Source organism: Natronomonas moolapensis 8.8.11, from assembly GCF_000591055.1.
In the GTDB taxonomy this organism is placed as follows: domain Archaea; phylum Halobacteriota; class Halobacteria; order Halobacteriales; family Haloarculaceae; genus Natronomonas; species Natronomonas moolapensis.
The window spans coordinates 1,807,802-1,830,154 of the sequence record NC_020388.1 but is presented as its reverse complement, the minus strand read 5'-3'; the positions used below and the strand labels follow the sequence as shown (position 1 = coordinate 1,830,154).

Below are 22,353 nucleotides of genomic sequence, written 5' to 3'. Positions count from 1 at the left end.
TATATTACTTATAGTTATATAAACTCTTCTGCCGGGGCCGGACATAAATACCGGGACACCGTAGCCTCACGTGAGTGACTGGAACGAACGGTCGGGCGGTCGTCGCAAAGCGCGTCGACGACGGCCACCCGGACACGGAAGAGATACGCGACCTCGCCAGGGCGGCCGGCTACACGGTCGTCGGCGAGGTGACACAGGCGCGGACCGAGGACCCCGCACTCTGTCTCGGGGAGGGAAAGGTGGCCGAGCTCGCGGCGCTCGTCGCCGAAACCGACGCGACGACGGTCGTCTTCGACAACCGCCTCGGGCCGTATCAGACGTACAACCTCGGGAACGAACTCCCGGAGGGCATAGAGGTGATCGACCGGTTCAAGCTCATCCTCGACATCTTCGGCCAGCGCGCCCGGACAAAGAAGGCCCAGCTGCAGGTCGAACTCGCCGAACTCCGTTATGAGCTGCCGCGCGCCGAGGCGAAGGCGTCGCTCGCGAAACGCGACGAGCGGCCGGGCTTTATGGGGCTGGGGGAGTACGACGAATCCCGCGAGCGCGATATCAAGGCACAGATCAGCCGGATCGACGACGAGCTGGACCGCATCGAGCGGACCGAGGCCCACCGCCGCGAGCAGCGTCGCGAGTCGGGATTCGACCTCGTCGCGCTGGCGGGATACACCAACGCCGGCAAGTCGACGCTTCTGCGCCGTCTGGCGAGCGACCTCGACATCGACGAAAACGAGGGTCTCCATCCGGACCTGGATGCGACCGCCGAGTCGGAGAATCGCCTCTTTACGACGCTCGGGACGACTACCCGCCGGGCGGAGTTCGACCGCCGGGACGTGCTGGTGACCGACACGGTCGGATTCATTTCCGATCTTCCCCACTGGCTCGTCGAGTCGTTCAGATCGACGCTCTCGGAGGTGTACCGGGCCGACCTGGTGTTGCTCGTCGTCGACGCTTCCGACCCCATAGAGGAGATCCGCGAGAAACTCGTCACGTGTCACGACACACTCTACGAGCGCAACGAGGCCCCGATCGTCACCGTCCTGAACAAGGCCGACCTCGTCGACGACGGCGAACTGGCCGAAAAGCGCGACGCACTGTCGGCCCTCGCCGAGGATCCAGTAGTCGTAAGCGCAAAGGCGGGGGCGAACGTCGACGACCTGCGCGCCCGAATCGACGAGGAGTTGCCCGCCTGGCGGCGCGAGCGCCTCGTCGTCCCGATGACGGAAGAGACTATGAGCCTCGTGTCGTGGGTCCACGACCACGCCCACGTAGAGTCGGTCGACTACGCGGACGACGTCACAGTCGAGTTCGAGGCCCGCCCAGCCATTATCGAGAAGGCGCGCTCGAAGGCCGGGGAGTTGCCGACGCCGGCGCTCGAGTAGCGATCGTCGGGACGGCCTACAGTTTTCGTTTCTCCTTCGAGACGACCTCGACGCCGCCGATCCGCGTGCCCGGATACCCCCCCTCGGCGTCCTTTTCGGCGGCCTTCACCATGTCCCAGATCACGTTCAACCCCGTCGTGACGCCCTCTAAAGCCTCCATCTCACAGCCCGTCTTGCCCGTCGTCTCGACGGCGACGGACAACTCGATTTCGGCATCGCCGACGTCGAATTCCGTCTCGACGTTCGTGATCGGGATCTGGTGGCACATCGGGATCGTCTCCCAGGTGTGTTTGACGGCGTCGACCGCCCCGACGCGGGCGACCGCGAGGACGTCCCCCTTCTCGAGTTCGTTCGCCCGGATCGACTCGACCGTCGAGGGATCGAGTTCGATCCGCCCGCGGGCCACCGCCCGGCGCGCGCTGTCGGGTTTGTCGCCGACGTCGACCATCTGTGCGTCGCCCTCCTCGGTGACGTGTGTGAGATCCGATCCGTCGCTCATAGGCCACCTTTCGACGGGAGGGCGATGAATCCACCGGCACCCCGGCTTAATTCGCCGGCGCCGCGCCGCTCAGTTCTCGCCGTCGGGCCACAGCGCCGCCGGCACGGCCCCGAGGAGGTCGGTCGCGACCAGCCCGTGGCCGTACTCCTCGACGGCGAGGTCGCCAGCGCGCCCGTTGGCGTACGCGCCGAGCGCAGCCGCGTGGATCGGTTCGAGCGGACACGTCATCGCGCCCGTCACGCCGGCGAGCACGTCGCCGGTGCCGCCGACGGTCATCCCCGGGTTACCCGTCCGGTTGACCCGGGTCCGCTCGCCGTCGGAGATCACGTCGACTGCCCCCTTCACGAGCAGCGTGACCCCGAGGTCGGCCGCGAAGTCAGCGACGAGCGCTGCCCGTTCGTCGGTATCGACGGCCGCCGGCCCGCCCATCGCCTCGAGTTCCCCCTGGTGTGGCGTACAGACGAGCGTCGCCTCGGTGTCGACGTCCGGGACGACCTGCAGGGCGTCGGCGTCGACGACGGCGGTCCCGTCGAACGCCTCGAGGAACGCCGTGGCCGCCTCGAGGGATGCGTCGGCGTCCCCGAGTCCGGGACCGAACACGACCGCGTCCATGCCCGACGCGGTTTCGAGCAACTCCGGGACGCTCGACGGCGCGAGCAGATCGCCGGCCTGCGGGCGGACGATCAGGTTCTCGCTGTAGCCCTGTACCCCGCCGGCGACCGTCTCCGGGCAGGCGACGTACGCCAGGTCCGCGCCCGCCCGGAGGGCCGCCTGCGCGGCGAGGGCCGGCGCGCCGGTGTAGGGGCCGCCACCGACCACGAGGACGCGGCCGAACTCCCCCTTGTGCGCTGTCGGGTCGCGGGCGAGTCGCAGCAGGTCGCCCCGCTCGACTACCCGCTCGGCGGCCGTCGGGATGCCGATGTCCGCGACGGTCACGTCGGCGTCGACGGACGCGAGCCCGGGCTTCCCGTCGTGGAAGGTGACGACGCGGTCGGCCTCGACCGCGGGTCCCTCGCTATCGCCGGTGTCGGCGTCGATCCCGGAGGGAACGTCGACGGCCACGACCGCTGCGTCGGCGTCGTTGATCGCCCCCACAGCCGTCGCTTCGGGCTCTCTGAGCGCGCCCGTGACGCCGGTGCCGAGCATCGCGTCGACGATTACCTCGGGATCGCCGAACTCAAGCGAGCGCGAGTCCCCGACCCGCTGCGCGTCGATGTCGGCCGACCGGAGCGCGTCCCAGTTCTCCCGCGCGATGTCGGTCGTGATCGTCTCCCGGCGGCCGAGGAGGTGGACGGTGACGTCGTATCCGTCGAGGAACCGCGCGGCGACGAACGCGTCGCCGCCGTTGTTGCCGCGCCCACAGACCAGCTCGACCGACGCCCCGGGGTCGGCCACCTCGCGAACGGCGTGCGCGACGGCGTTGCCCGAGGACTCCATCAGTTGTTTGCGCGGCACGCCGAGCGCCGCGGCGTTTTCGTCCACGACGGCCATCTCGGTGCTCGAGATCATGCGCGGGGCTTCTCGCCGGATCGAACTAACCGTTGCGGCGGCGCACCCACCGCGCGGCGGTGGGCACCTACCGTCGGATTTCGAACCCCTCGATCCCGGTCGGCTCGCCGTACTCGACCTCGACGTCGTCGACGCGGGCGTTCGGACTGCCGGTGTGACACCACTCGACCATCGACTCGACGGTCGCCTCTGTCCCCTCGAAGACGGCCTCGACGCGGCCGTCGTCGAGGTTTCGCACCCAGCCGTCGACGCCGCGCTCGCGGGCGGTGTCGCGCGTCGTCGCGCGGTAGTAGACGCCCTGGACGCGCCCGGAGACGAAGACGTGTGCGCGGATCCGATCGTCCATGCCGACTCTCGGACGGTTCGGGACAAAAATCCGGCGGCAGTCGGCGGGGGCGTACGACGATCCCTGGAGTCTGCGTAGCTACTCCGCCTGCGCCTCGTCTTCGACCGACGCGGCTTCGTCCTCGTAGTCCCGGGTCAGCTTCAGTACGTCCTCAGTCGGGTCCTCGAACGCGTCGGCCTCCGACGACAGGTTCCCCTCGAGGTCCTCCAGGTCGTCGATCGTATCGTCGAGTTCGTCGCTGGCCCTGTCGGCCGTGTTCTCGGCGGCGTCGTAGTCCCCGTCGTCGATGTCGTTCCGGGCGTCTTCGAGGTTGGTGGACTGGGCGTGAATCGTCGATAGCGCCCCTTCGAGGCGCTCTAACGCGTCGAGTTCGACCTCGAACTGTCGCTGTTTGTCCTCGTACTCGTCAGCACTGATCGCGTCGATAGCGTCCATGCTCCCCGAATCGACGTCCGAGGCGGCCTCGAACGGATCCGAAGCGTTTTCCACGGCGCTCGCGACAGCGTCGAGTTCCGATTCGACCGCGTCCTCGCCGTCCCTGTCGTCGATCGCATCGTAGGCGTTGAGAACGGCATCGCGGCCGTCGATCAACCACGCCTGCAGGTCAGTCGCCTGCGTTAGATACCGGTGTAGCTCGCGCAGCGACCCGACGGTCTCAGTCTGTTCAGTCGTCGTCGCTGCCCGTTCTGCCTCGCCGATCGCGGTCTGGGCGTCGGAGAGCTTCAACAGCACGGCTCGGTCGTCGAATCCGGTCGTCTCCGCCGAGACGTCGAGCAGGTCGGCGGAGACCCCGTCCGTGTAGATGTAGACGGCCTCTCTGAGTTGGTTTTGCGCCTCCACGATGGCGTCTGCCCCCGCTCTCCGTTCGTCTTCGGACGGTCCGGGCTCCGGCGTATCCGTCGGCTCTGGCGTGTTGTTCGGCTCCGGCGTGTCGTTCGGCTCCGGCGTGTCAGCCGGTTCGCTGGATCGACTTCGCGTCGTCCCGAAACATCCCGCTGTCAATGGCGCGATAGCTGCCAGGAGGGCTCGTCGGTGCACGCGCGGTACGTTTGGCTTCGTTCCAATAAATCTATGGTTCGTGTCTGACGCCTGTCTGACCCGATCGTGGCTTTCAGGCCGTCTTCGACGCCATATCAGCGTTCGATGAGAGGATATATACTTTAAATTACAAAAATTTAAAACAACCACGTACACTAACCAGGGGTATGGCCTCGCAGCTCGGTTCGAACGAAACCAAACGCCTGACCGCCCGAGACTGGCATCCCGTCGTCCCAGCCCTCATTTTCGTCCTCGCTACCTACGCGTTCAACCTGGGGTTGAACACCGCGTTGTTCCGGTTACAGCCCGTCCTTCCGGGCGTGCCACAGCGGGCTATCGTTGCCGCTCCGCTCACCCTGTTGGGTGCTGGGGCGCTACTGGGTATCAGCGGTATCGCGATGACGTATAGCCTCTCGTTGTTTGTTCACGCGGCCGCCGAATCCACCGGTCACACTACGAGTGCCACTTCCTCCGCTGTCGGAGTCGGACAGTTCGCCCGCGTGGCCGGCGTCGTGGTTGGCGGCGGCATCGCGACGGCACTCGGGTTCGCGCTGCTCGTCGTTCCGGGCTTCGTCGTGCTCGCTCACATCCCCTTCGTGCTCGTCGCGGTCGTGCTCGAAAATCAATCGATCGAGCAGGCTATCAAGATTGGTCACGCCCGAGTCCGAACCGATCCGGTCCCCGTCGCAGCCGTCACGCTCCTCGCGGCGCTCGGCCTCGCTGCGGTGACAGCCGTCGGCGTCTACACCTCGCTCGTTCCGCCAGCGATCGAGGTCGGCGTCGGTGCGGCCGGTACCGCGGTCGTCCTGCTGGTCGGCGTGTACGCGTTTACCGGGCTGTACCGACGGGGCGCCCGGAGGCACGGCGGTATCTAGCACCGCTCGACGTGACGCGCGCCGGGGGCTCCCGGTGAGCCTCCGACAGCCCCCTGACGCGTACGTACCGTCGGCCGAAGTGACCCCCCGCTTGTATCCCGGGTATCAAGCGGCGTCGTCTCCGCCGGTTCGGAGGTGATGGAAGACGTACGTCTGGGTGTATCCGGCGTACGCCTCGCCGAACCGAGCCCGGATCGCCCGCGACGTCTCGGCGTAACTCCCCCGCTCGCAGTCCGGGTAGTGCTCCTCGATCGCGCTCCGGATCCACGTGTCCAGCGGCACCGCCTCGAGATACCCGAGCGAGAACAGGAGCACACAGTCGGCGACTTTCTCGCCGACGCCGACGAATCGGGTCAGCGACTCGCGGGCTTTCGCGTACTCGAGGCCGCGCGCCTCGTCCGGACGCGCCTCGCCCTCCGCGACCATCTCGGCAGTTCGCTGGACGTAGGGGGCCCGATACCCCAACGAAAGCTCGCGGAGTTCGGCCTCCGTCGCCGCCGCCAGCGCCGACGGCGCCGGAAATGCGTGGTAGGTCTCCCCGTCGAAGGTGACGGCTTCGCCGTACGTCTCGGCAAGGGCGGTCTGCATCCCGTGGATTCGTGCGACACGCATCTGCGCCGAGCAGATGAACGAGATCAGACAACCGAACGGGGGGTCACGGACGAGTCGCATCCCCCGGTGGGCGTCGTAGGCTCGGTCGAGGAGGGGATCGGCCGGCGTCGCCTCGACGATCGAATCCAGATCGTCGTCCAGCCGCAGGAGGTGTTCGAGGCGGTCGTAGGCGTTTTCGGTAGACGACGCCCACTCGAGGCGTTCGTCGACCTGTCGGACGCGGAGGACCTCCGGCTCGTTCGTCGCCGTCGTCGTTCCGGGAAGTACCGTATAGTACCACGGTGAGCCGTCGGTCTCGCCCGCGTAGGTCCGACCGTCGTCCCGTCGCCACAGGTACGACTGGCCACTCTCCAGCGTCGTCGCGAGGTCGAACCCGCCGTCGAACGCCTCGATCGGGCGGCTACCGGTTTCCATGTCTCTCGTACGCGTCGGGACGGATTCGGGGTTTTGGTTCGCGGCTGGATTCGCCCGTGTCCGGGGCGAAAGTTCTTGTCGGATGAGACACGATGTCGTGGTATGGACTGCCGAGTTGTCGTCGAAGCTGCGGTCCCCGTGTACGACGTTCAAACGGCCGACGAGGCGGTTCGAATCGCCATCTCGAAGACCGGCGAGATGCTGAACCCCGATCTCAATTACGTCGAGATCGAGATGGGGTCGCAGGCGTGCTCTGACTGCGGGGCGTCCCAAACTCCGGCGTTCATCGCCGCCGACGAGGGACTCGTGGCCCTCGAACTCGAAATGACGGTGTTCAACGTCGAACACGACGAGCACGCCACCCGGATCGCCCGCAAAGAGATCGGCCAGCGCCTCGAAAACATCCCCTTGGAGGTCCTCGAGGTCGAACAGGTCGAAGGGGACGACGACGAGGCGTCGACGGAAGTCGAAGACGGGGCGGACGACTCCGACGACGCTCCAGGGGAAGACGACGTGCTTCCGGAGTTCGACGAGTTGCTCGACGAGTGACGGCCCCACCCCGAGGTGTAGACGCCGCAACCGCCCGTACAATTTAGCTGAAATACGCTCGGACTAACCGACGGTACGTCCGGGGTAACGGCCGGGTGTCTCCCCGCTACTGGCGCGGAAGCTATCGACGTCGAGGTCGGCCGCGAGAACTGTGTCGTCGGTCGTTCAGTCGGCGGTCGCCGAGACGGCGGGCTCGGCTTCGTGCTCCATCTCTTCGGTGATGCCGTCGGCGATGGCGAAGACGGCCGCCTTGTGATCCGTCTTCGACTTGTGGATCGACGTCGGTCGGACGCCGAGTTCGGTGTACTCGGCGTGTTCGACGGTACAGTCCGCCATCTGCTCGTAGTGGTTGCATACCTCTGCAAGCAGGCCGTGGAGATGAATGAGCTCCTGCTTCTTCATAGTCGTATTCGCGTAGCGACTCAGGGTATATAGTAGTATCCTGATACAAGTTAACACGTTTCTGCGGCCCCGACGCCGCTGTATTCGGCGGATTCCGAGGACAGCCCTTCGGGCCGAAGCGAGAGGGTATCCGATGGCTACCCGCCCACCGCCGGCGGGTCGAGGTGGCGACGACGAAGGCGGGACCAGGGGTAACCGGCCCCCACCCTATTTCGCTCGGTCTGGCGACCCCGCCTGTCAAGGGGTGAGATGGGATGAGATGGGGTTTTGATGCGGTTCTCGCTGTCAGTTGGCGAGGCGGCACGTCTTGTGCGCCTCGCCAATCGTGAACTACCCTGCCCACCCTACTCGACACGGTAAAAAAGTCGGAAACGAAGGTTCCGCCAGGGTTCGAAACGGCGCATAAATTCAGAGAGCAAATAGTGTGGGATCCACCGCCGAATACCGGGTGAGATTACTCGATCAATCGGTTCGATCGACGCCGGTGATTTCAAACCGGGCCCCTCCCTGTTCGCTCTCGACCACGCGAATCTCCCAGCCGTGTGCCTCGACAATCCGTCTGACGATCCGCAAACCGAAGCCGGTCCCGGCGTCGTTCGTCGAGTACCCTGCCTCGAAGACGTCCCGGTGGTCGCTTTCGGGAATCCCCGGCCCAGAATCAGCCACGTAGAACCCACCGTCTAACGCTCCGATCAGTACTGTTGTGTCCTCGCCTCCGTGTTCGACAGCGTTCCGATAGAGATTCTCGAACAGCTGTTTGAGACGGTCTCTGTCGGCGCGGATCGTTCGAGCACACTCTATTTCGAGGGTCGCTCGCTCGGTTTCGACGTTTTGCCAGCAGATATCGGCGAGTCGGTGTAACTCGAGTGGCGCCAGCTCGTCGACGGTGTCGCCGCTACGGGCGAGGGCCAACAGACTGTCGACCAGCGTTTGTATCCGGTCGTGTGCCCGCCCGACGGCCGCGAGATGTCGATGCTCGTGCTCACCCGCCGTCCGGGCCATTTCGAGATGGCCCTTGGCCACGTTGAGGGGGTTCCGGATATCGTGTGAGAGCACGCTCGCAAACTCGTCGAGTCGGTCGTTTTGACGTTCGAGCTGCTGACGTTGGGTGGCGCGGGTTAGCGCTGTTTCGATATTTGCCGCGAGTACCCGGGCCAGTGTCGTATCGATCCGATCAAACGCATCAGCTGTCGTCGAACTCAAAACGAAAACCCCGTGCTCGCCGAGCGGAAGCACGACTTCGCTACGGAACGGGGTGTCGGTAACGAAGCGATCTTCCCGTTCGGTCAGATCAGTATAGTACTCCGGGTCACCCGTCCGGTAGACGTGCCCGGCTAAGCTATCCTCGACCGGAAGGGTGGGTGGCGGTCCGGCAAGCAGTTCCGCGGTCCCCTCCGTCCACGCGGCGGGTACGAGCGCGTTCGTCTCTGCCTCGTAGAGATGGATCCCGTTCATCGGCTGATCGAGCACCTGTGCAGCCGTCTCAGAGCCGATCGTGGCTACCGCCTCGGTGGTGGCCGCACTCATCAGCTCGCGGGTCGAGCTGTGTAGCTGCTCGAGTGCGCGTTCGCGACGCTTGCGCTCGGAAATATCGATCGAGACCCCGAGGAAACACAGCTGCCCCTCGAGTTCTAGCGGGTGAACTGATAACACTGCATCGAATGTCGAGCCGTCGTTTCGGACGTGTTCAACCTCGCCGTACCACGATTCACCGGACCTAATTAGCTCGTGAATATCCGGAATCCGTTCGGTCGCAGCTCGTCGATGGAGCAGCCCGACCGATTCACCGACTGCCTCCGGGCGAGTGTATCCGAAGAGGCGCTCGGCCCCGGGACTGTACTCTCTTATTACCGCGTCACGTCCGTCCTCGCTCGGCTCGGCGATGATAAATGAGACGTCACGAGCCGCCTCGAAAATCCCCTCGAGCTTGGCTTGTTTTTCTTTCCGGTCGGAGATATTTCGGCTACTGACGAGGATGCCGTTGGCCGCTGGGTTCTCCGAGAGGTTCAGAACACGCTGTTCGTACCACCCATACTCGCCGTTCGTCTGTTTGATCCGGAGTTCGTTGCGGTCGGTAGCGCCTGGCTCCGCGACCACGGACGCAAACGTCTCTTTGGCCCTGTCTCGGTCATCCGGATGAATGCGAACAGCGGGATCCGCTCCCGTCAGATCGAACACGTTCGGGCCAGGGAGATGGTCACGGCAGTGGTTTTGATACTGGACGAGCCCGGTTTCGTCGAGCAGAATAATGACGTCCGAGGTGTTTTCCAGAAACGAGAGGCGCTGTTGTAATTTCTGCTTGGAGGCTTGCAGCTCCGTGATTTCCCGGCCAGTTCCGACGATGCGTTCGACCGTGCCGTCTTCGACGATCGGCGTTAATGTAGTCCGCCAGACGGTTTCGTCTCCGCTTGCGTGTAACGTCTCTTCGTAGGTAATCGGCTCCTGCCGCGCGACGCACGTTCGGTAATTGGTCTGTAATTTTCCGCCGAGCTCGTCGCCGAACACCTCGACGGGAGTTTTGCCGCGAACGTCTGCGGTGGATTTGCCGGTGAACTCCTCCTCACGCTCGTTGAACCGCTGGTATCGGATCGTCCCTTCCTCGTCGACGTCCAACAAGAAGATCGCTTCGACAACGGCATCAAAAATCGTCTCGTACTCCTGGGTCGTCGTCTGCAGATCGGCCACGGGAGCCGCCTGATCCGTCGAGCTTTCTCGCATACTAGGTACGTATATATCCCCTATCGCAAACCTTTAAATAGTACCGATGTCGGCCTGAAATTCCTTATAATAGATTATAGACTCGCGATAACGTCCAAAAATTACCAATTTTTAAAATTACCCGCGTGTGACCTGAGTCGTTAATCGGGGGACGTCCACCGCGAGCGTCGTCTCAAGACATCGAGGCCGCCCGTGTGAGTACACGTATAATCGACAACAATCAAACGGGGGACTCGACCAACGGGACTTCCACCGTTATTTCGTTTCCTCGGGGCTCGTTCGGTGCGAGTTCGATCGTCCCGCCGAGTGTGCTGATCGACCAGTATATCACCCAAAGCCCGATGCCTTCTGTGTGGCGTAGCGGCGTCTCCTGCCCCGACCTGATTATTTCCCATATCGCCTGCGGGATGCGAGGGCCGTTGTCGGCGATCGTAAGAACCGCCCTATCGGTCTCTTTGGCGGTCGTGACCGTAACCGAAATTCGCGGTGTCTCCCGGTCGTTGTGTTCGACCGCGTTCTCTAGTAGTTCTTTCAGCGCCACCTCCAAGACGTCCCCATACTTGACCGCCGACGAACCTTGAGCGTCGATCGTTAGGTCGATGTCCACGTCAGCATGTTCCGATCGACAGTGCTCGACGATCGATGCAGTCTCATCGAGCGGCATCTCGATGGGGTCCTCGTCCGATTCAAGCAATTTGATCAGTCGCCGGATTGCCGCCGTTCGCTCACTGATCGACTCCAAGCTACCCGCCTGCTCACGAATGCTGTCGACAACCGCCTGTACGTCTACAGTGTCACTACCGGATGCAAGCAACTCGGCGTACCCATCGATCACGGTGACCGAATTCCGAACGTTGTGCCGAAGCACTCGGCTGAGAACGTCTAACACCTGTCTTCGGAGCTGCTTTTGTGTGATCTCCTTTTCGAGAGCGACGTAGTACTGGATCGTACCCCGATCGTCCTCGATCGGCGTGACCCGTTGGATCGTTTCGTATCGTTCGCCCGTCTTTCGTTGGTTGACGATGTCGGCCTCCCACGTTTCGCCCGCGGCAATCGTCTCCCAGAACGCCTCGTAGAACGCTTCATCTTGCTCTCCGGAGTTCAGCATTCGAGGGGTTCGCCCGATCGCTTCTGCCGCTGAATACCCCGTCGTGCGCTCGAACGCCGGATTGACGTACCGGATGGTACCGTCCGCGTCAGTGATGAACAACACCGAATCGGCCTGTTCCGCATACGTCTCGAAGAGCAACAGTTCTTTTTGATGGGCCTTCATTTCGGAGATGTTCTCCTGAAAACCGAGATAGCGAGTCACGGTTCCGTCGTTGTTTTCGACCGGCGAGAGCCGTATGCGGTTCCAAAACTCCGTCCCGTCTTTGCGATAGTTTCGGAGTTCAACAGTAACGGGCTGTTCGGCGTCGATCGCGGCGCGCATCCTCGCGACCGGCTCATCGCGTGTCTCCTCGCCCTGCAAAAACCGACAGTTCCGGCCGAGAGCCTCGTTTCGCGAATAGCCCGTCATATCGATGAATCCGTCGTTAATGTAGATAAGAGGCTCATGATCAAGCGTCACATCGACGACAGTAATGCCCACCGGAGCCTGATCAATTGCAGTTCCCCCAAGCGTGGTCGCCGTGTCGCGATCCGACTGTGAAATGTCGAGAAAGACTGTCCGAATTTGGGGCTGGCCGTTCCATGTCGTGGGTGCGCTCACAGCGATCGCCTCACACTCGGCCTTGCTGGTACACTTGATTGTGAGCTGATGGCGACACGTCTCCCTGTCGTTAGCAAGTAGTTGCTCAAACGAGTCCGTTAAAACGGCCCGATCTGCTTCGAAAAGGAACGATTCGAGCGGCCGTTCGGTTACGTCCGCCGGTGTGTCAGCACCGACGAGCGTACAAAACTCCTGATTGGCATAGGTGATCGCTTCGGCCGAGTGGATCACCGCTGGCCGAATCAGGTTCTCAAGATTCATACTGGTGGCTTTGCTCGCAGGATAATAAACAATTACACGACTCAGTAGTCGTTATCGGACATATTTTCCCCCATCTGTTTAAGTGGTGGAGTGCCGACAAGACACGCTATGAGCACTGAACAGGAGTCGAAGAAAATAACGGAGACGGAACGAGCGGGTGTCGTCGGTGCGGAGCTAACTGAGCGGATCGGGATCGACGCCGACGAGATCGCCTGGCGCAAAGAGTACACGCAGTTCACTGACGAAGATGCTCGAGAGCTCGCCGACGCGAGTGAGATATTCGACACCGTCGCGGAGGAGCTGGTCGAAGAGTTCTACCGACATCTCCAGACGTACGACGAAACGATCGCCATTCTGGACTCATCCTCCAAACCGATTCAGGCGCTCAAACGCGACCAACAGCAGTATCTGATCGAACTTGGACAGGGCGAGTACGATCAACAGTACTTCGATAGGCGTGCCCGGATCGGCAAGATTCACGACATGCTCGATCTGGGGCCGAAAATCTATTTCGGGGCGTACAGCGTCTATTATCGCGGGATCCTCGACGCACTCGTGGAGCGTGCCACCGAGGATCTGAACGCTGAGGCGACCGCCACCGTCGAGACGCTGACCGACCAGATACTTGCTGTTCAAAAGCTCATCAATCTCGATCAGCAGGTGGCGATGGACACCTACATCGACTCGTACAGCCAAGAGATCGAAGAGACTGTGGCCGAACAGGAGGCGCTTATGGATCGGGTCGAAAGCGAGCTTGAAGCGCCGATCGAGGAGGTCTCCGAGGCGGCAGAGCACATCACAGAAAGCGCAACCATCGTCAGCGATTCGGTGACTGACCAGACTGATCGGATGCAAGAGGCCTCGAACGAACTCGGCAATCTGAGTGCGACGATCGAGGAGATCGCTTCGACGGCGACCGAGGTGGCTCACACGAGCGAGCGGGCGGAAACACTCACCGAGTCAGGGAACGAGTCGGCCAGCGATGCCCGAGCGGCGATGGAGGATATTCAAACAGCGGTCCGAAACGCCTCGACCAACATGGAGACGGTACAAGAACAGATGGATGCGGTAAACGACTTTACGACGGTGATCAACGAGATCGCGGATCAGACGAACATTTTGGCGTTGAACGCCTCGATCGAGGCGGCGCGAGCGGATGAAGCCGGGGAGGGATTCGCGGTCGTCGCGGACGAGGTCAAGTCGCTGGCAACCGAAACCAAACAGAACGCCGGGGAGATCGAACAAACGATCGAACAGATCGAAACCGACATCGAAGAGACCGCAGAGAGCCTCGGCGTAGTCACCGAGCGAGTCGAATACGGAATGGAAGAGGTCGCCGAGACGATTCGGAATCTCGAAAAAACCCTTGATGCCGTTCAGGAGTCCGCCCAGGGTATCCAAGAAGTATCTAATGCAACGGACGACCAGGCGGCGACGACGGAGGAAGTCGCAAGCATGGTCGATGCGCTGGTCGCTGATCTCAACGAGGTGTCCGAAGAGATCGAGACCATCGCCGCGGCGAACGAAGAACAAACCGCCGAAATACACGAGATCGCGGAGACGGCCAGCCGACTCGGCTCGGAGTAACCCCACGCTCGCTGTCACTGTGTCGGCATCCCTGCAGCACGAACAACGATAGGGGTCGGACCGTCTCGACCCACCCGTCGCCGGCGCGACGGTCCTGCGGCACAAACGACGCTAGGGGCCGACACTGGTCGAGAATAGGGGCACTGGCGGCCTGGCACTGTCCTCGGACGTTTTTCGATTCCCGAGGGGCTGTCCGGACGGGGTTTCCACGAACGCCAGCAGCCTCCCCCGCTGTCTGCCGGACGGGTGTTCTGGCGCTCGGCCGGAACCGAGGGCCGAACGGAGAGATGACGGGACCGGAGGTGGTGTTGTGCCGAACGTCTTCGATTTTTGAGGCCGAGAACACGTCGCGTACGCTCCGGCGAGAGGTCGTCAGCCAATTTCGATCGGCGCTGAGCAAAGCTCCGGGGAGGGCGAACGGATACTCAAAAGACCGTTGCAGCTAAAATAAGCCATTTATGTCAAACGCGTAATACTCAAATCCGCGCTCGCAGATGGATACACCACTCGCCGATCAATCCGCGCTCGATGGTGCGGACACATACACACATGAGCCATAGGCAATCGATCGAACGGCGCGCGCTGCTCACAGCGAGTGGCATCGTCGCTACCGGTGGGCTGGCGGCTCTTGCAGGCTGTACCGGGAGCAGTACGGAACCGCCGCCTCGGAAGTCAAACGTGATTGACGAGGTCGAACTCGCAGCCGATGGGTCGACACTCCGGATTGACCCACACGGCGAGTCGGAGTGTTGGGTGCAGTCCCGGCGAGATCTCGCTGTCGACGCGGTGTCCGGATCCGGTGATCAGACAGACGCTGCTGAGTCGGTCGCGATTCCCCAAGCACTTGCTGTCCTATCGCCGGTCGGTACGGCCCGGGCCGCAAAGGGGCGTGGAGCGACTGGCCGCGGGAGTGGCGGGTATAGCTCGGCCCCGCGGACTGCAAACGGGCGCGCATGGTTCTGGGGTGGCTCGTATGCGAGTGGTTGGTACAATGACCACGACGACGAGGTGACCCAGTATCCGGTCGATATCGACGCGATCGGGGTCGCATACATCGGTTCGGACGCCCGCTTCGAGGAGCAAGATCCCGGTCCCGGACCACTCAACTGGGATGATACCTACAACTCCCCGTCCGATGAGGAGATCGAACCCTCGATCCGAGATCTGCAATCTGGCTGGTATCGGGTTGGCGCTAACATCGTCATAGCTGAGGGCCCTGATGAGGGTACGGATCTCGGCTGGGAGTGTCTTGATCTCCGGGTTCGAGAGACCGCCGACGGCAAGGAGATCACCGAACGATGGAAAGTATCCCCCCGGATCTGACAGGATCGCACACATGAGCCTCTCCCCGAGTCCGAATCCGGCCTTTGACCGTCGCAGGGCTGTCGGCCCCACATAGTATGTCGGACACTACGTCGTCGGGACTCCCCGAGCGTACAACGTTACACGGGATCGCGTGTATCGTCGCCCTCTGTAGCTTTGGCTACGAACTTGTCTACTCGGAACTATTGACAGTCGTCTACGGTGGGACCGTCACGCAGTATGGACTCACTATCGGGTTGTTCTTTTCGTCTCTCGGTGTCGGCTCGTTTCTCGTTCGCCAGTTTGACGACGCCCGACATTCGAATTTCTTCCGGACGGAGGTCTACTTGGCGCTCAGCGCTCCGGCCGGGTTCCTATTCATTCTCTGGGTGAATACCGCTGTCCTCCCACAGTCGCTCCCGGACGAGGTCCTGCAGGTCGCGGCCCGCCTGCCAGTCGTTATTGTCGGCGTGCTCTCGGGGTTCGAGTTGCCGCTGTTGTTGTCGATGGTCGACTCCGAAACCGGCCAGTCGTCGCCCCCCGGCTGGGTCGAGCGAATCGGACGGGCCTTCGAACACGGAACCTACCAGGTGCTCTCGGCAGTGTTCCGGACCGACCGGGAGGGTACGGAGTACGACACCTACTCTACCGTGTTGGCGATGGATTACTTGGGCGGACTTTTCGGGGCGCTCGCATACGTGTTCGTCCTCTACCCCCGACTCGGGTTGATTCCGTCGGTGTTCGTGTTGGCGCTTTTGAACTGTCTCGCAGCCGTACTGTTTGTGGCGCAGTTTAGCGACGGGGGGCGGAGCACCGATGGCTACGGTCTTTCGATCGGCTCTCCCGGGCACCGAGTGGTACTGATAACCTGTCTGCTCTTGACCGCTGTCTATGCGGGTGTCGTGATTCAACATCAAACGGTTGACGACGAACTGACCGGGTATTACATGGAATCGCTGATCGAAGACGAACACCCCCAGGATACCGTTTCGGCGTCGATCACCGGCCAGTACACGACTCGAAACCAGCAGGTCGTTCGCTACGAGCGGTCGTGGAACGGCGAGTCGGAAAACCAGCTGTTCGCCGGTGAGTCGGACACCTGCCTCCGGCTGGACTCAGCGATACAGCTGTGTGACAGCTGGGCCGGCTCCTATCACCACGGGCTCGTCGATGTCCCGATGACGATGTACGAGAACTCGACCCAGACAGAGGTGTTGGTAGTGGGCGGGGGCGACTGGATCGCGGCGAACTATCTGCGGAAGCACACCGTTCGCGTCGATCAGGTCGATGTCGACGGGGAATTCATGAACCGGGCCAAACACAGCGAGTTTCTCGAACGGTATCACGACGATGCCTACGAGTACGACAATTTGACCGTCTACGAGCAGGATATCTACACGTATCTTCAGCAACACGACCGCGAGTACGATCTCATTCTGCTGGATCTCCCGGGAGCGAAGAGTGATGACGGACTGCAGTTGTACTCGGTTGAATTCTATAGCATGCTCGCCGATCGGTTGGCTGACGGCGGGACCGTCGTGACCTGGGGGTATTCGGGCTACACGTACGGCCCACATCACAAAGCGTACATGAACACTGTTCGTGAGGCTGGGTTCGATCACCGGATGGGGTACTACGCGTACAACGATCCCAACGCCGACGGCACTGACCAACTCGGTGAACGGTTCTTCGTATTTGCCCCACATGAGCCACAATCGACCATCGTCCCGGCAAACGGTACTGAGTACGTCCGGACCCACGGCGAACAGTACCGATCGGTGGACTGGAGCGAAACACCGCGGTACGCCGGCGTCGAGCCGAACAGCGTCTTCGATCCGAACTACGATCTCATCGTCGAGACAAAAATCAAACGGGACCAATGACTGCACCGGAGCGTCTCTACCTCGCATACGACACCGAGCGGCCTCCGCTCGCGACCTACGACATCAAACGGCAGGCACAGAGACGGTTCTTCGGGTCCGAATTCGTCTTTTTTGTGATCGGAGACTCCCATTGCGTTTGTGCTCCGACCCTCGGTTTCTACGAACTGTTTTCGTGTAAACCGATCCGACAGGGGCGCGTAGCGACAGTGGAACTGCCAGCCGAGTCCGGACTGTCAAACGACCGCTGCCCGACAGAGCGTCGCTGCTCGATCGGTGCCCCGGCCAGTGACGACGGACAAACAATACACAGCGGCCGCTACCGGCTCGGACCGGTCGGAGTAGCTACTACGATCAGGCGCGAGCCGATATCGGCGTTTCCGGGGCCCAAACAGTTCGATATCGTCTACCGGTTCGAACCGGGGGCGTATACGGCGATCAACTGCCGGTCGGCCACCACCTACGAGACGTACCACACATATCCGGAGTACGGCCTGGCGCTGTATTCGGAACACATCTTCACCGATCTCGCGGCCGATACCGCGGACGACACGCCGGCGTACGAGACGCCAGCGAGTAAAATCAACTAACAACAGAGCATCATGTCAGCAACAAATGCTTCGCCCCCGCTCATGACCTGTCGCTACGAGTTTGATCCTGAGGCGCACGAGGTGACATCGGTCGACCGTCGCTGGTCGTGTCCCCACGAGCAGCACCCAACGAGTGACTACTGCCCATTCCATATGGCCCCCGACGAGCGTGCTGCCGCCGGTATCTCGACAGCTAAGCTCACCGAGTCGCTCATCGGAAAACTCAAAAGTGACGCCGAGTCGACGCGGGCGTTTATCGGAGCCCACCTCCCACGGCTGGATCTTGAGTACATCGATATCGAAAGCGACGATCAACATCCAGTCGACCTCCGTCATACGACTATTCCTGGCGGGATATCTGTCCTCCATGGGCGGTTCGAAGAACAACTCGACCTCCGTCACAGCACCGTCGGTGGGCTAGTGGCCGACAACTGTACGTTCGAAAACGGAGTGCTCTGTGCGGGTACCCGATTTACTGATGCGGTCGGTTGGCTTGAGGCGACCGTTACGGGCGACGATACCGATTTCACCGGGGCTGTCTTCACCCGAGAGGCAATCTTCGACGAGGTGGAATTCGCTAACGACGTGCGTTTTACTAACGCAGCGTTCAACGCCGAGGCGAGCTTTGAAGCCACACAGTTCTACGGTCGGTCCAACGAGACCGGCGACAACACGACGTTCTCCGGGGCAGCATTCAACGGCGACGTTTCGTTCCTATACGCCGACTTCGAGTACGTCGAGTTTAGGGACGTCTCGTTCGACGGTGACGCCAACTTCGAGAAGAGTACCGCTTCAGGCACGGTCGCGTTCACCGGCAGTACGTTCGCTGGTGCTGCGGACTTCGACGAGGTCACCTTCGCCGGGGACGTATTATTCGACGACACGCACTTTGATCAGAAGGCGAGTTTCCGCGGCGTCGAGTGTCGCGGCGGGACGGCACTACTTGTGGACGATGCATCGTTCGCCGGTGCCACCTTCAGCGACCACGTGACCTTTGAGCGGGGACGGTTCGGCTATTCGAATTTCACGGATGCCGAATTCGCCGATGATGTGGTGTTCAAGCGAAGCGAGTTCGCCGACGATGTGCTGTTCGAGGACGTCCGTTTCGACGGGGAAGCCGATTTCGATGAGGTTCTGTTCGACGGCGACGCCATGTTCACGAACGCCGTCTTTGCGGGGACTACAACCTTTCGTGGAGCGATTTTCAACGGCGGAACCAATCACCTAGAGGACGATGCGGTGTTCCGAAATGCGACGTTTGGCGGTGCCGTCGATTTCAGTGACGTCACCTGCACTTCGGCGGAGTTCACTGAGGTTGCGTTCAAACAGAGCGCGGACTTCACTGACGCGATGTTCAGCGACTCGCTTCGATTAAAAGCCATGTCGTTCGGTGACGACACGTATTTCAACTTCACCGAGGCGACTATCTCTGAGGGGCGTATTATTCAACCCGAAGACGGCTGGGTTCGGTTCGATTTGACGCGGTCGACGGTCGGCGACGTCGAGTTGAGCGCGGAGAACCCGACCGACGAACGGGAGCTTCTCGACTACGCGCGGTTCTGTGATACGACCTTCGAGGAGTTCAGTTTCTCCGACCACACCGACTATCTGGACCGCAACGACTGGAACCTCCACAGCTTCGATGATGGGACGTGTCCTTATGAGTTCGCCGTGGAAATGACACCCGATGTCGTCGAAAAGACGTATCTCAGGGCGAAAAATAGCGCGTCCGCCCAGAGCAATGTGAAAGCCGCCGGCGAGTTCCGTGTCAAGCGACAACAGCACGCCCGTCGAAAGTTCTTCGAGATCGCCGCTGACTCGGACGAAACACTGCTAACGCGGGGGCAGAACGCGTTTCGCGGCATCGAGAACCTGTTTCTCGGGATTTCGTGCGGCTACGGGTTGCGGCTCTATCGAATCACGACGGTGTTTGCCCTGTTTCCGCTGTTTGCTGGTCTCCTGTTTGCACTCGGGGGCTCGCCCTTCGAAACCGGGGCCGGACAGATCGCGGCTTCCGAACTCGCCACGTCTGGCGGGCTCCGGACGCTCGGGTTGAACCTGTACTTTTCGTATATCACGTTCCTCACGGTCGGCTACGGTAACATCGGCCCGATCGGCCCCGGTGCCAGATTCGTCTCCGCGTTCCTCGTCTACATGAACGTGATCCTTGCGGGGCTGTTCCTGTACGCCTTGATCAAACGAAGCGAAATCTAACACACAAAGATGCACTACTCGCGATCACGAATACAACCCACAACGAGTCGACAACGATGACCTCCCATTCGACGACCTACTCCGGCGATGTTACGCTCAACGGTGACGAACAGCCTCCCGTCAAACTCGTTGCACCCGAGAACGTCTACGTCAAATCAGGCGCCGTCGACGGTGATCTAAAGATTTTGAACGCGGAATACGTCTACACCAATACGGCGGCGGGCGAAACAGCTGATATCGGCCCCATAGAAACGGAGGTCAGCGGGACGATTGAGGACGGATACATCGAACCGGGCGGGGCCTCGGGTGATGTCCTCGTCGTCGATGCCGAGGACGTCTTCATCGAGCACGACGCGGTCGATGGCCATCTCCAGATACTCGGCGACGAACAGCGGTTTCGCGACGAGAGCGACACTGCCCCACTGCCCCGAACGCAATACGACGACAGCCTGACGGGGTGGGACCGCGAGTTGGACGTCACCGGGCCCGACACTGGGGTATCGGTTACCGGCGGTCGGAACGCGGCTCGGATCAAAAATAGCACCTCGGAGTTCGACCTCTATTTGACCGGCTGGAACAACAGTGTCCGGGTTGATGGCCACGGCAGCCTCCGACTCCATTTCGTCGGCTCGAACAACACCGTCGAGGTGAGTGCGTACACTAACGTTACGGTCGCCACTGAAACCGGCCACGACAACACCGTGCGAACCGACGACTTCCCCGTGGAGGATCTGATCCAGACCTCACAGAGTGCGGCCTACAGGGAGGCATTCATCGGTCGGAAAAAAATCACCTACCAGGTCCCGGCAATGGACGAGGACTACTGTCCAAATTGTGGCGCGATCGCCGATGCGATCGTCGAACGCCACCGGGAGGATGCGTTTTTCTTTTTCGGGTATCCGATCTACCAATTTGAAGCGCACGGTGGCTCCTACGAGTGCGAGGAGTGTTCGGCGTACGCTCACCCGGATGTCCGACTCTCCGAGGCCGAACGCAAGGACCTGTTCAACTAATCACACGACGGGGCGGCGGCCGACCGATAGCTACCCCGACTCGTCGATGGCACGCTCGATGGGCTCCGAGGCGGCGTCGACGAGCGCGTCGACGTCGTTGCTCTCTGCGTACAGCCGGAGGTACGGCTCGGTCCCGCTCGGCCTGACGAGCAGCCACGAGCCGTCCGGACGGCTCAACCTGAGTCCGTATTCGGCGTCTACGTCCGCCTCCGGGAACGCCTCCGGAAGCCGCGATTCGAGCCGGGCCATCGCGGCCGGCTTCCGGTCGTCCGGACAGTCGAAACTCACCTTTCGGTAGGGACGCTCCTGGACCGGCTCGCGAAGGGCCGAAAGCCCCGTCGAGGCCGTGAGGCCGGCGACGACCGCCGCGCTGACGGCGGCGTCGATCCAGGGGCCGAACGAGGGGTGCGTATGCTTCCACGGCTCAGCCGCGAAGACGACGGTCCCGCCCGACGCCTCGGCGGTCGCGATGCCCTCGTGGAGCGCACCAAGTCGAACCCGTTCGATCCGGCCGCCGGCCGCCTCGATCCGCTCGTCGATCCGGCCGGAGGCATTCGGTGTCGTCACGACGACGGGGTCGGCCGCCTCCGTCGCCGCGACGTAGTGCTCGGCGACGATAGCGAGGACCGTGTCTTCGTGGACGACATCGCCGTCAGCGTCGAGTACGACGATTCGGTCGCCGTCGCCGTCGTGGCCGATCCCGAGGTCGCTGTCGCCGTCGGCGACGAACCGGCGGAGGTCCGCTAGACTCTCCGGCGTCGGCTTCGACTCCCGGCTAGGAAAGTGACCGTCGACGTTGGCATTGAGCGCGGTGACGCCGGCCCCGAGTTCGCGAAGGACGTCCGGAACCACGAGACTCGCCGTCCCGTTTCCGCAGTCGACGGCGACACTGAGTCCCGTACAGCCCCCGGCGGTGTCGCGGGCGTACTCGGCGACGTCGGCGCGATACCGCGCCAGCACGTCGAGTGTCCCCCCGGCTCCCCACTGGTGCCACGGGACGGGGGTCGCCCCCGACTCGCCGTCGAGCCGCGATTCGATCCGGCGCTCGGCCTCGCGGTCGTACTCGGTCCCGTCGACGAACAGCTTCAACCCGTTGTCACTCGGTGGGTTGTGGCTCGCGGTGATCATGACCCCCCGACGACCGCGGCTCGCGTACGCGAGCGCCGGCGTCGGGAGTCGACCGAGACGATGAACATCCGCACCGCCGCTTTCGAGCCCCGCTTCGACAGCGGCGGCGATCCCCTCGCCGGTCTCGCGACCGTCGCGGCCGACGACGAACTCCGAGCCGGCGTCGGCGGCCGTCCGCCCGACGGCCAACGCGAGCGACGGCGTCACTTTCGTCCGTGCGTCCCCGCGGACACCGGCGGTTCCGAACAGGTCCATAGTAGAAACTGGCCGTCAAGTCACTTCAAGGGTTGCGAACGGACGGCGCGCGTTCGGTGCGTACAGAC

The 22,353-nt window shown here is 62.2% G+C and carries 18 protein-coding genes and 1 pseudogene; 9 read left to right on the top strand and 10 right to left on the bottom strand.

Features of this window, described 5'->3' with window-relative positions:
- Window positions 1-74: 74 nt before the first annotated feature.
- Window positions 75-1,382 carry a GTPase HflX gene (hflX, locus tag NMLP_RS08860; RefSeq protein ID WP_015409777.1) on the top strand — a complete coding sequence of 436 codons (1,308 nt, stop codon included), beginning with the start codon at window positions 75-77 and terminating at the stop codon, window positions 1,380-1,382.
- A 16-nt stretch (window positions 1,383-1,398) separates the two neighbouring features.
- On the opposite strand, the gene moaC is transcribed toward hflX, so the two are convergent.
- The 4 genes from moaC to NMLP_RS08840 form a co-directional block, all read right to left on the bottom strand.
- Complete coding sequence (moaC, locus tag NMLP_RS08855) at window positions 1,399-1,881, bottom strand: cyclic pyranopterin monophosphate synthase MoaC (RefSeq protein ID WP_015409776.1); 483 nt, start codon at window positions 1,879-1,881, stop codon at window positions 1,399-1,401.
- Between the two features lie 69 nt (window positions 1,882-1,950).
- Complete coding sequence (locus NMLP_RS08850; protein ID WP_015409775.1) at window positions 1,951-3,390, bottom strand: bifunctional ADP-dependent NAD(P)H-hydrate dehydratase/NAD(P)H-hydrate epimerase; 1,440 nt, start codon at window positions 3,388-3,390, stop codon at window positions 1,951-1,953.
- A gap of 67 nt (window positions 3,391-3,457) precedes the next feature.
- A complete protein-coding gene (locus NMLP_RS08845) occupies window positions 3,458-3,736 on the bottom strand; it encodes an acylphosphatase (RefSeq protein WP_015409774.1) in 279 nt (92 codons plus the stop codon).
- 78 nt (window positions 3,737-3,814) lie between these two features.
- A complete protein-coding gene (locus NMLP_RS08840; RefSeq protein WP_015409773.1) occupies window positions 3,815-4,774 on the bottom strand; it encodes a hypothetical protein in 960 nt (319 codons plus the stop codon).
- 167 nt (window positions 4,775-4,941) lie between these two features.
- Between NMLP_RS08840 and NMLP_RS08835 the strand changes: the two genes are divergently transcribed.
- Window positions 4,942-5,649 carry a hypothetical protein gene (locus tag NMLP_RS08835; RefSeq protein WP_015409772.1) on the top strand — a complete coding sequence of 236 codons (708 nt, stop codon included), beginning with the start codon at window positions 4,942-4,944 and terminating at the stop codon, window positions 5,647-5,649.
- Window positions 5,650-5,754: 105 nt separating this feature from the next.
- Here the strand turns inward: NMLP_RS08835 and NMLP_RS08830 are convergent, their stop codons facing one another.
- Window positions 5,755-6,675: a DNA-3-methyladenine glycosylase family protein gene (locus tag NMLP_RS08830; protein WP_015409771.1), complete on the bottom strand. Its 921-nt coding sequence runs from the start codon at window positions 6,673-6,675 to the stop codon at window positions 5,755-5,757.
- Window positions 6,676-6,777: 102 nt separating this feature from the next.
- Here NMLP_RS08830 and NMLP_RS08825 point away from each other — a divergent pair, with 102 nt between their 5' ends.
- Complete coding sequence (locus NMLP_RS08825; protein WP_015409770.1) at window positions 6,778-7,224, top strand: DUF555 domain-containing protein; 447 nt, start codon at window positions 6,778-6,780, stop codon at window positions 7,222-7,224.
- A 165-nt stretch (window positions 7,225-7,389) separates the two neighbouring features.
- Here the strand turns inward: NMLP_RS08825 and NMLP_RS08820 are convergent, their stop codons facing one another.
- The 4 genes and pseudogenes from NMLP_RS08820 to NMLP_RS16195 all read right to left on the bottom strand — a co-directional run.
- Complete coding sequence (locus tag NMLP_RS08820; protein WP_015409769.1) at window positions 7,390-7,626, bottom strand: UPF0058 family protein; 237 nt, start codon at window positions 7,624-7,626, stop codon at window positions 7,390-7,392.
- 462 nt (window positions 7,627-8,088) lie between these two features.
- Window positions 8,089-10,344 carry a PAS domain-containing sensor histidine kinase gene (locus tag NMLP_RS08815; protein ID WP_015409768.1) on the bottom strand — a complete coding sequence of 752 codons (2,256 nt, stop codon included), beginning with the start codon at window positions 10,342-10,344 and terminating at the stop codon, window positions 8,089-8,091.
- Window positions 10,345-10,564: 220 nt separating this feature from the next.
- On the bottom strand, window positions 10,565-11,950 hold the full coding sequence (locus tag NMLP_RS08810) for a PAS domain-containing protein (protein WP_394296875.1): 1,386 nt from the start codon (window positions 11,948-11,950) through the stop codon (window positions 10,565-10,567).
- Window positions 11,951-12,001: 51 nt separating this feature from the next.
- Window positions 12,002-12,316 (bottom strand): annotated as a pseudogene (locus NMLP_RS16195) (PAS domain-containing protein); the annotation flags it as partial.
- 108 nt (window positions 12,317-12,424) lie between these two features.
- Between NMLP_RS16195 and NMLP_RS08805 the strand changes: the two are divergent.
- The 6 genes from NMLP_RS08805 (at window position 12,425) to NMLP_RS08780 (ending at window position 20,902) form a co-directional block, all read left to right on the top strand.
- Complete coding sequence (locus tag NMLP_RS08805; protein ID WP_015409766.1) at window positions 12,425-13,903, top strand: globin-coupled sensor protein; 1,479 nt, start codon at window positions 12,425-12,427, stop codon at window positions 13,901-13,903.
- 549 nt (window positions 13,904-14,452) lie between these two features.
- Window positions 14,453-15,226 (top strand): hypothetical protein, encoded by a 774-nt coding sequence (locus NMLP_RS14455; protein ID WP_015409765.1) that lies wholly within the window; start codon window positions 14,453-14,455, stop codon window positions 15,224-15,226.
- 77 nt (window positions 15,227-15,303) lie between these two features.
- Window positions 15,304-17,088, top strand: coding sequence for a spermidine synthase (locus tag NMLP_RS08795; protein WP_015409764.1), 1,785 nt, complete (start codon window positions 15,304-15,306; stop codon window positions 17,086-17,088).
- 206 nt (window positions 17,089-17,294) lie between these two features.
- A complete protein-coding gene (locus tag NMLP_RS15175) occupies window positions 17,295-17,675 on the top strand; it encodes a hypothetical protein (RefSeq protein WP_152024123.1) in 381 nt (126 codons plus the stop codon).
- Window positions 17,676-17,717: 42 nt separating this feature from the next.
- Complete coding sequence (locus NMLP_RS08785; protein WP_015409762.1) at window positions 17,718-19,889, top strand: pentapeptide repeat-containing protein; 2,172 nt, start codon at window positions 17,718-17,720, stop codon at window positions 19,887-19,889.
- Window positions 19,890-19,945: 56 nt separating this feature from the next.
- Window positions 19,946-20,902 (top strand): hypothetical protein, encoded by a 957-nt coding sequence (locus NMLP_RS08780; protein WP_015409761.1) that lies wholly within the window; start codon window positions 19,946-19,948, stop codon window positions 20,900-20,902.
- Window positions 20,903-20,932: 30 nt separating this feature from the next.
- On the opposite strand, the gene NMLP_RS08775 is transcribed toward NMLP_RS08780, so the two are convergent.
- The gene (locus NMLP_RS08775) at window positions 20,933-22,285 is read right to left on the bottom strand and encodes a phosphohexomutase domain-containing protein (protein WP_015409760.1); all 1,353 of its coding nucleotides are present in this window, start codon (window positions 22,283-22,285) and stop codon (window positions 20,933-20,935) included.
- Window positions 22,286-22,353: the final 68 nt, after the last annotated feature.

What these genes read in the sequence shown, in the direction of transcription:
- moaC (WP_015409776.1), bottom strand. Translation starts at nt 1,881, where the DNA reads ATGAGCGACGGATCGGATCTCACACACGTCACCGAGGAGGGCGACGCA.
- NMLP_RS08850 (WP_015409775.1), bottom strand. Translation starts at nt 3,390, where the DNA reads ATGATCTCGAGCACCGAGATGGCCGTCGTGGACGAAAACGCCGCGGCG.
- NMLP_RS08845 (WP_015409774.1), bottom strand. Translation starts at nt 3,736, where the DNA reads ATGGACGATCGGATCCGCGCACACGTCTTCGTCTCCGGGCGCGTCCAG.
- NMLP_RS08835 (WP_015409772.1), top strand. Translation starts at nt 4,942, where the DNA reads ATGGCCTCGCAGCTCGGTTCGAACGAAACCAAACGCCTGACCGCCCGA.
- NMLP_RS08830 (WP_015409771.1), bottom strand. Translation starts at nt 6,675, where the DNA reads ATGGAAACCGGTAGCCGCCCGATCGAGGCGTTCGACGGCGGGTTCGAC.
- NMLP_RS08825 (WP_015409770.1), top strand. Translation starts at nt 6,778, where the DNA reads ATGGACTGCCGAGTTGTCGTCGAAGCTGCGGTCCCCGTGTACGACGTT.
- NMLP_RS08820 (WP_015409769.1), bottom strand. Translation starts at nt 7,626, where the DNA reads ATGAAGAAGCAGGAGCTCATTCATCTCCACGGCCTGCTTGCAGAGGTA.
- NMLP_RS08815 (WP_015409768.1), bottom strand. Translation starts at nt 10,344, where the DNA reads ATGCGAGAAAGCTCGACGGATCAGGCGGCTCCCGTGGCCGATCTGCAG.
- NMLP_RS08805 (WP_015409766.1), top strand. Translation starts at nt 12,425, where the DNA reads ATGAGCACTGAACAGGAGTCGAAGAAAATAACGGAGACGGAACGAGCG.
- NMLP_RS14455 (WP_015409765.1), top strand. Translation starts at nt 14,453, where the DNA reads ATGAGCCATAGGCAATCGATCGAACGGCGCGCGCTGCTCACAGCGAGT.
- NMLP_RS08795 (WP_015409764.1), top strand. Translation starts at nt 15,304, where the DNA reads ATGTCGGACACTACGTCGTCGGGACTCCCCGAGCGTACAACGTTACAC.
- NMLP_RS08785 (WP_015409762.1), top strand. Translation starts at nt 17,718, where the DNA reads ATGACCTGTCGCTACGAGTTTGATCCTGAGGCGCACGAGGTGACATCG.
- NMLP_RS08780 (WP_015409761.1), top strand. Translation starts at nt 19,946, where the DNA reads ATGACCTCCCATTCGACGACCTACTCCGGCGATGTTACGCTCAACGGT.
- NMLP_RS08775 (WP_015409760.1), bottom strand. Translation starts at nt 22,285, where the DNA reads ATGGACCTGTTCGGAACCGCCGGTGTCCGCGGGGACGCACGGACGAAA.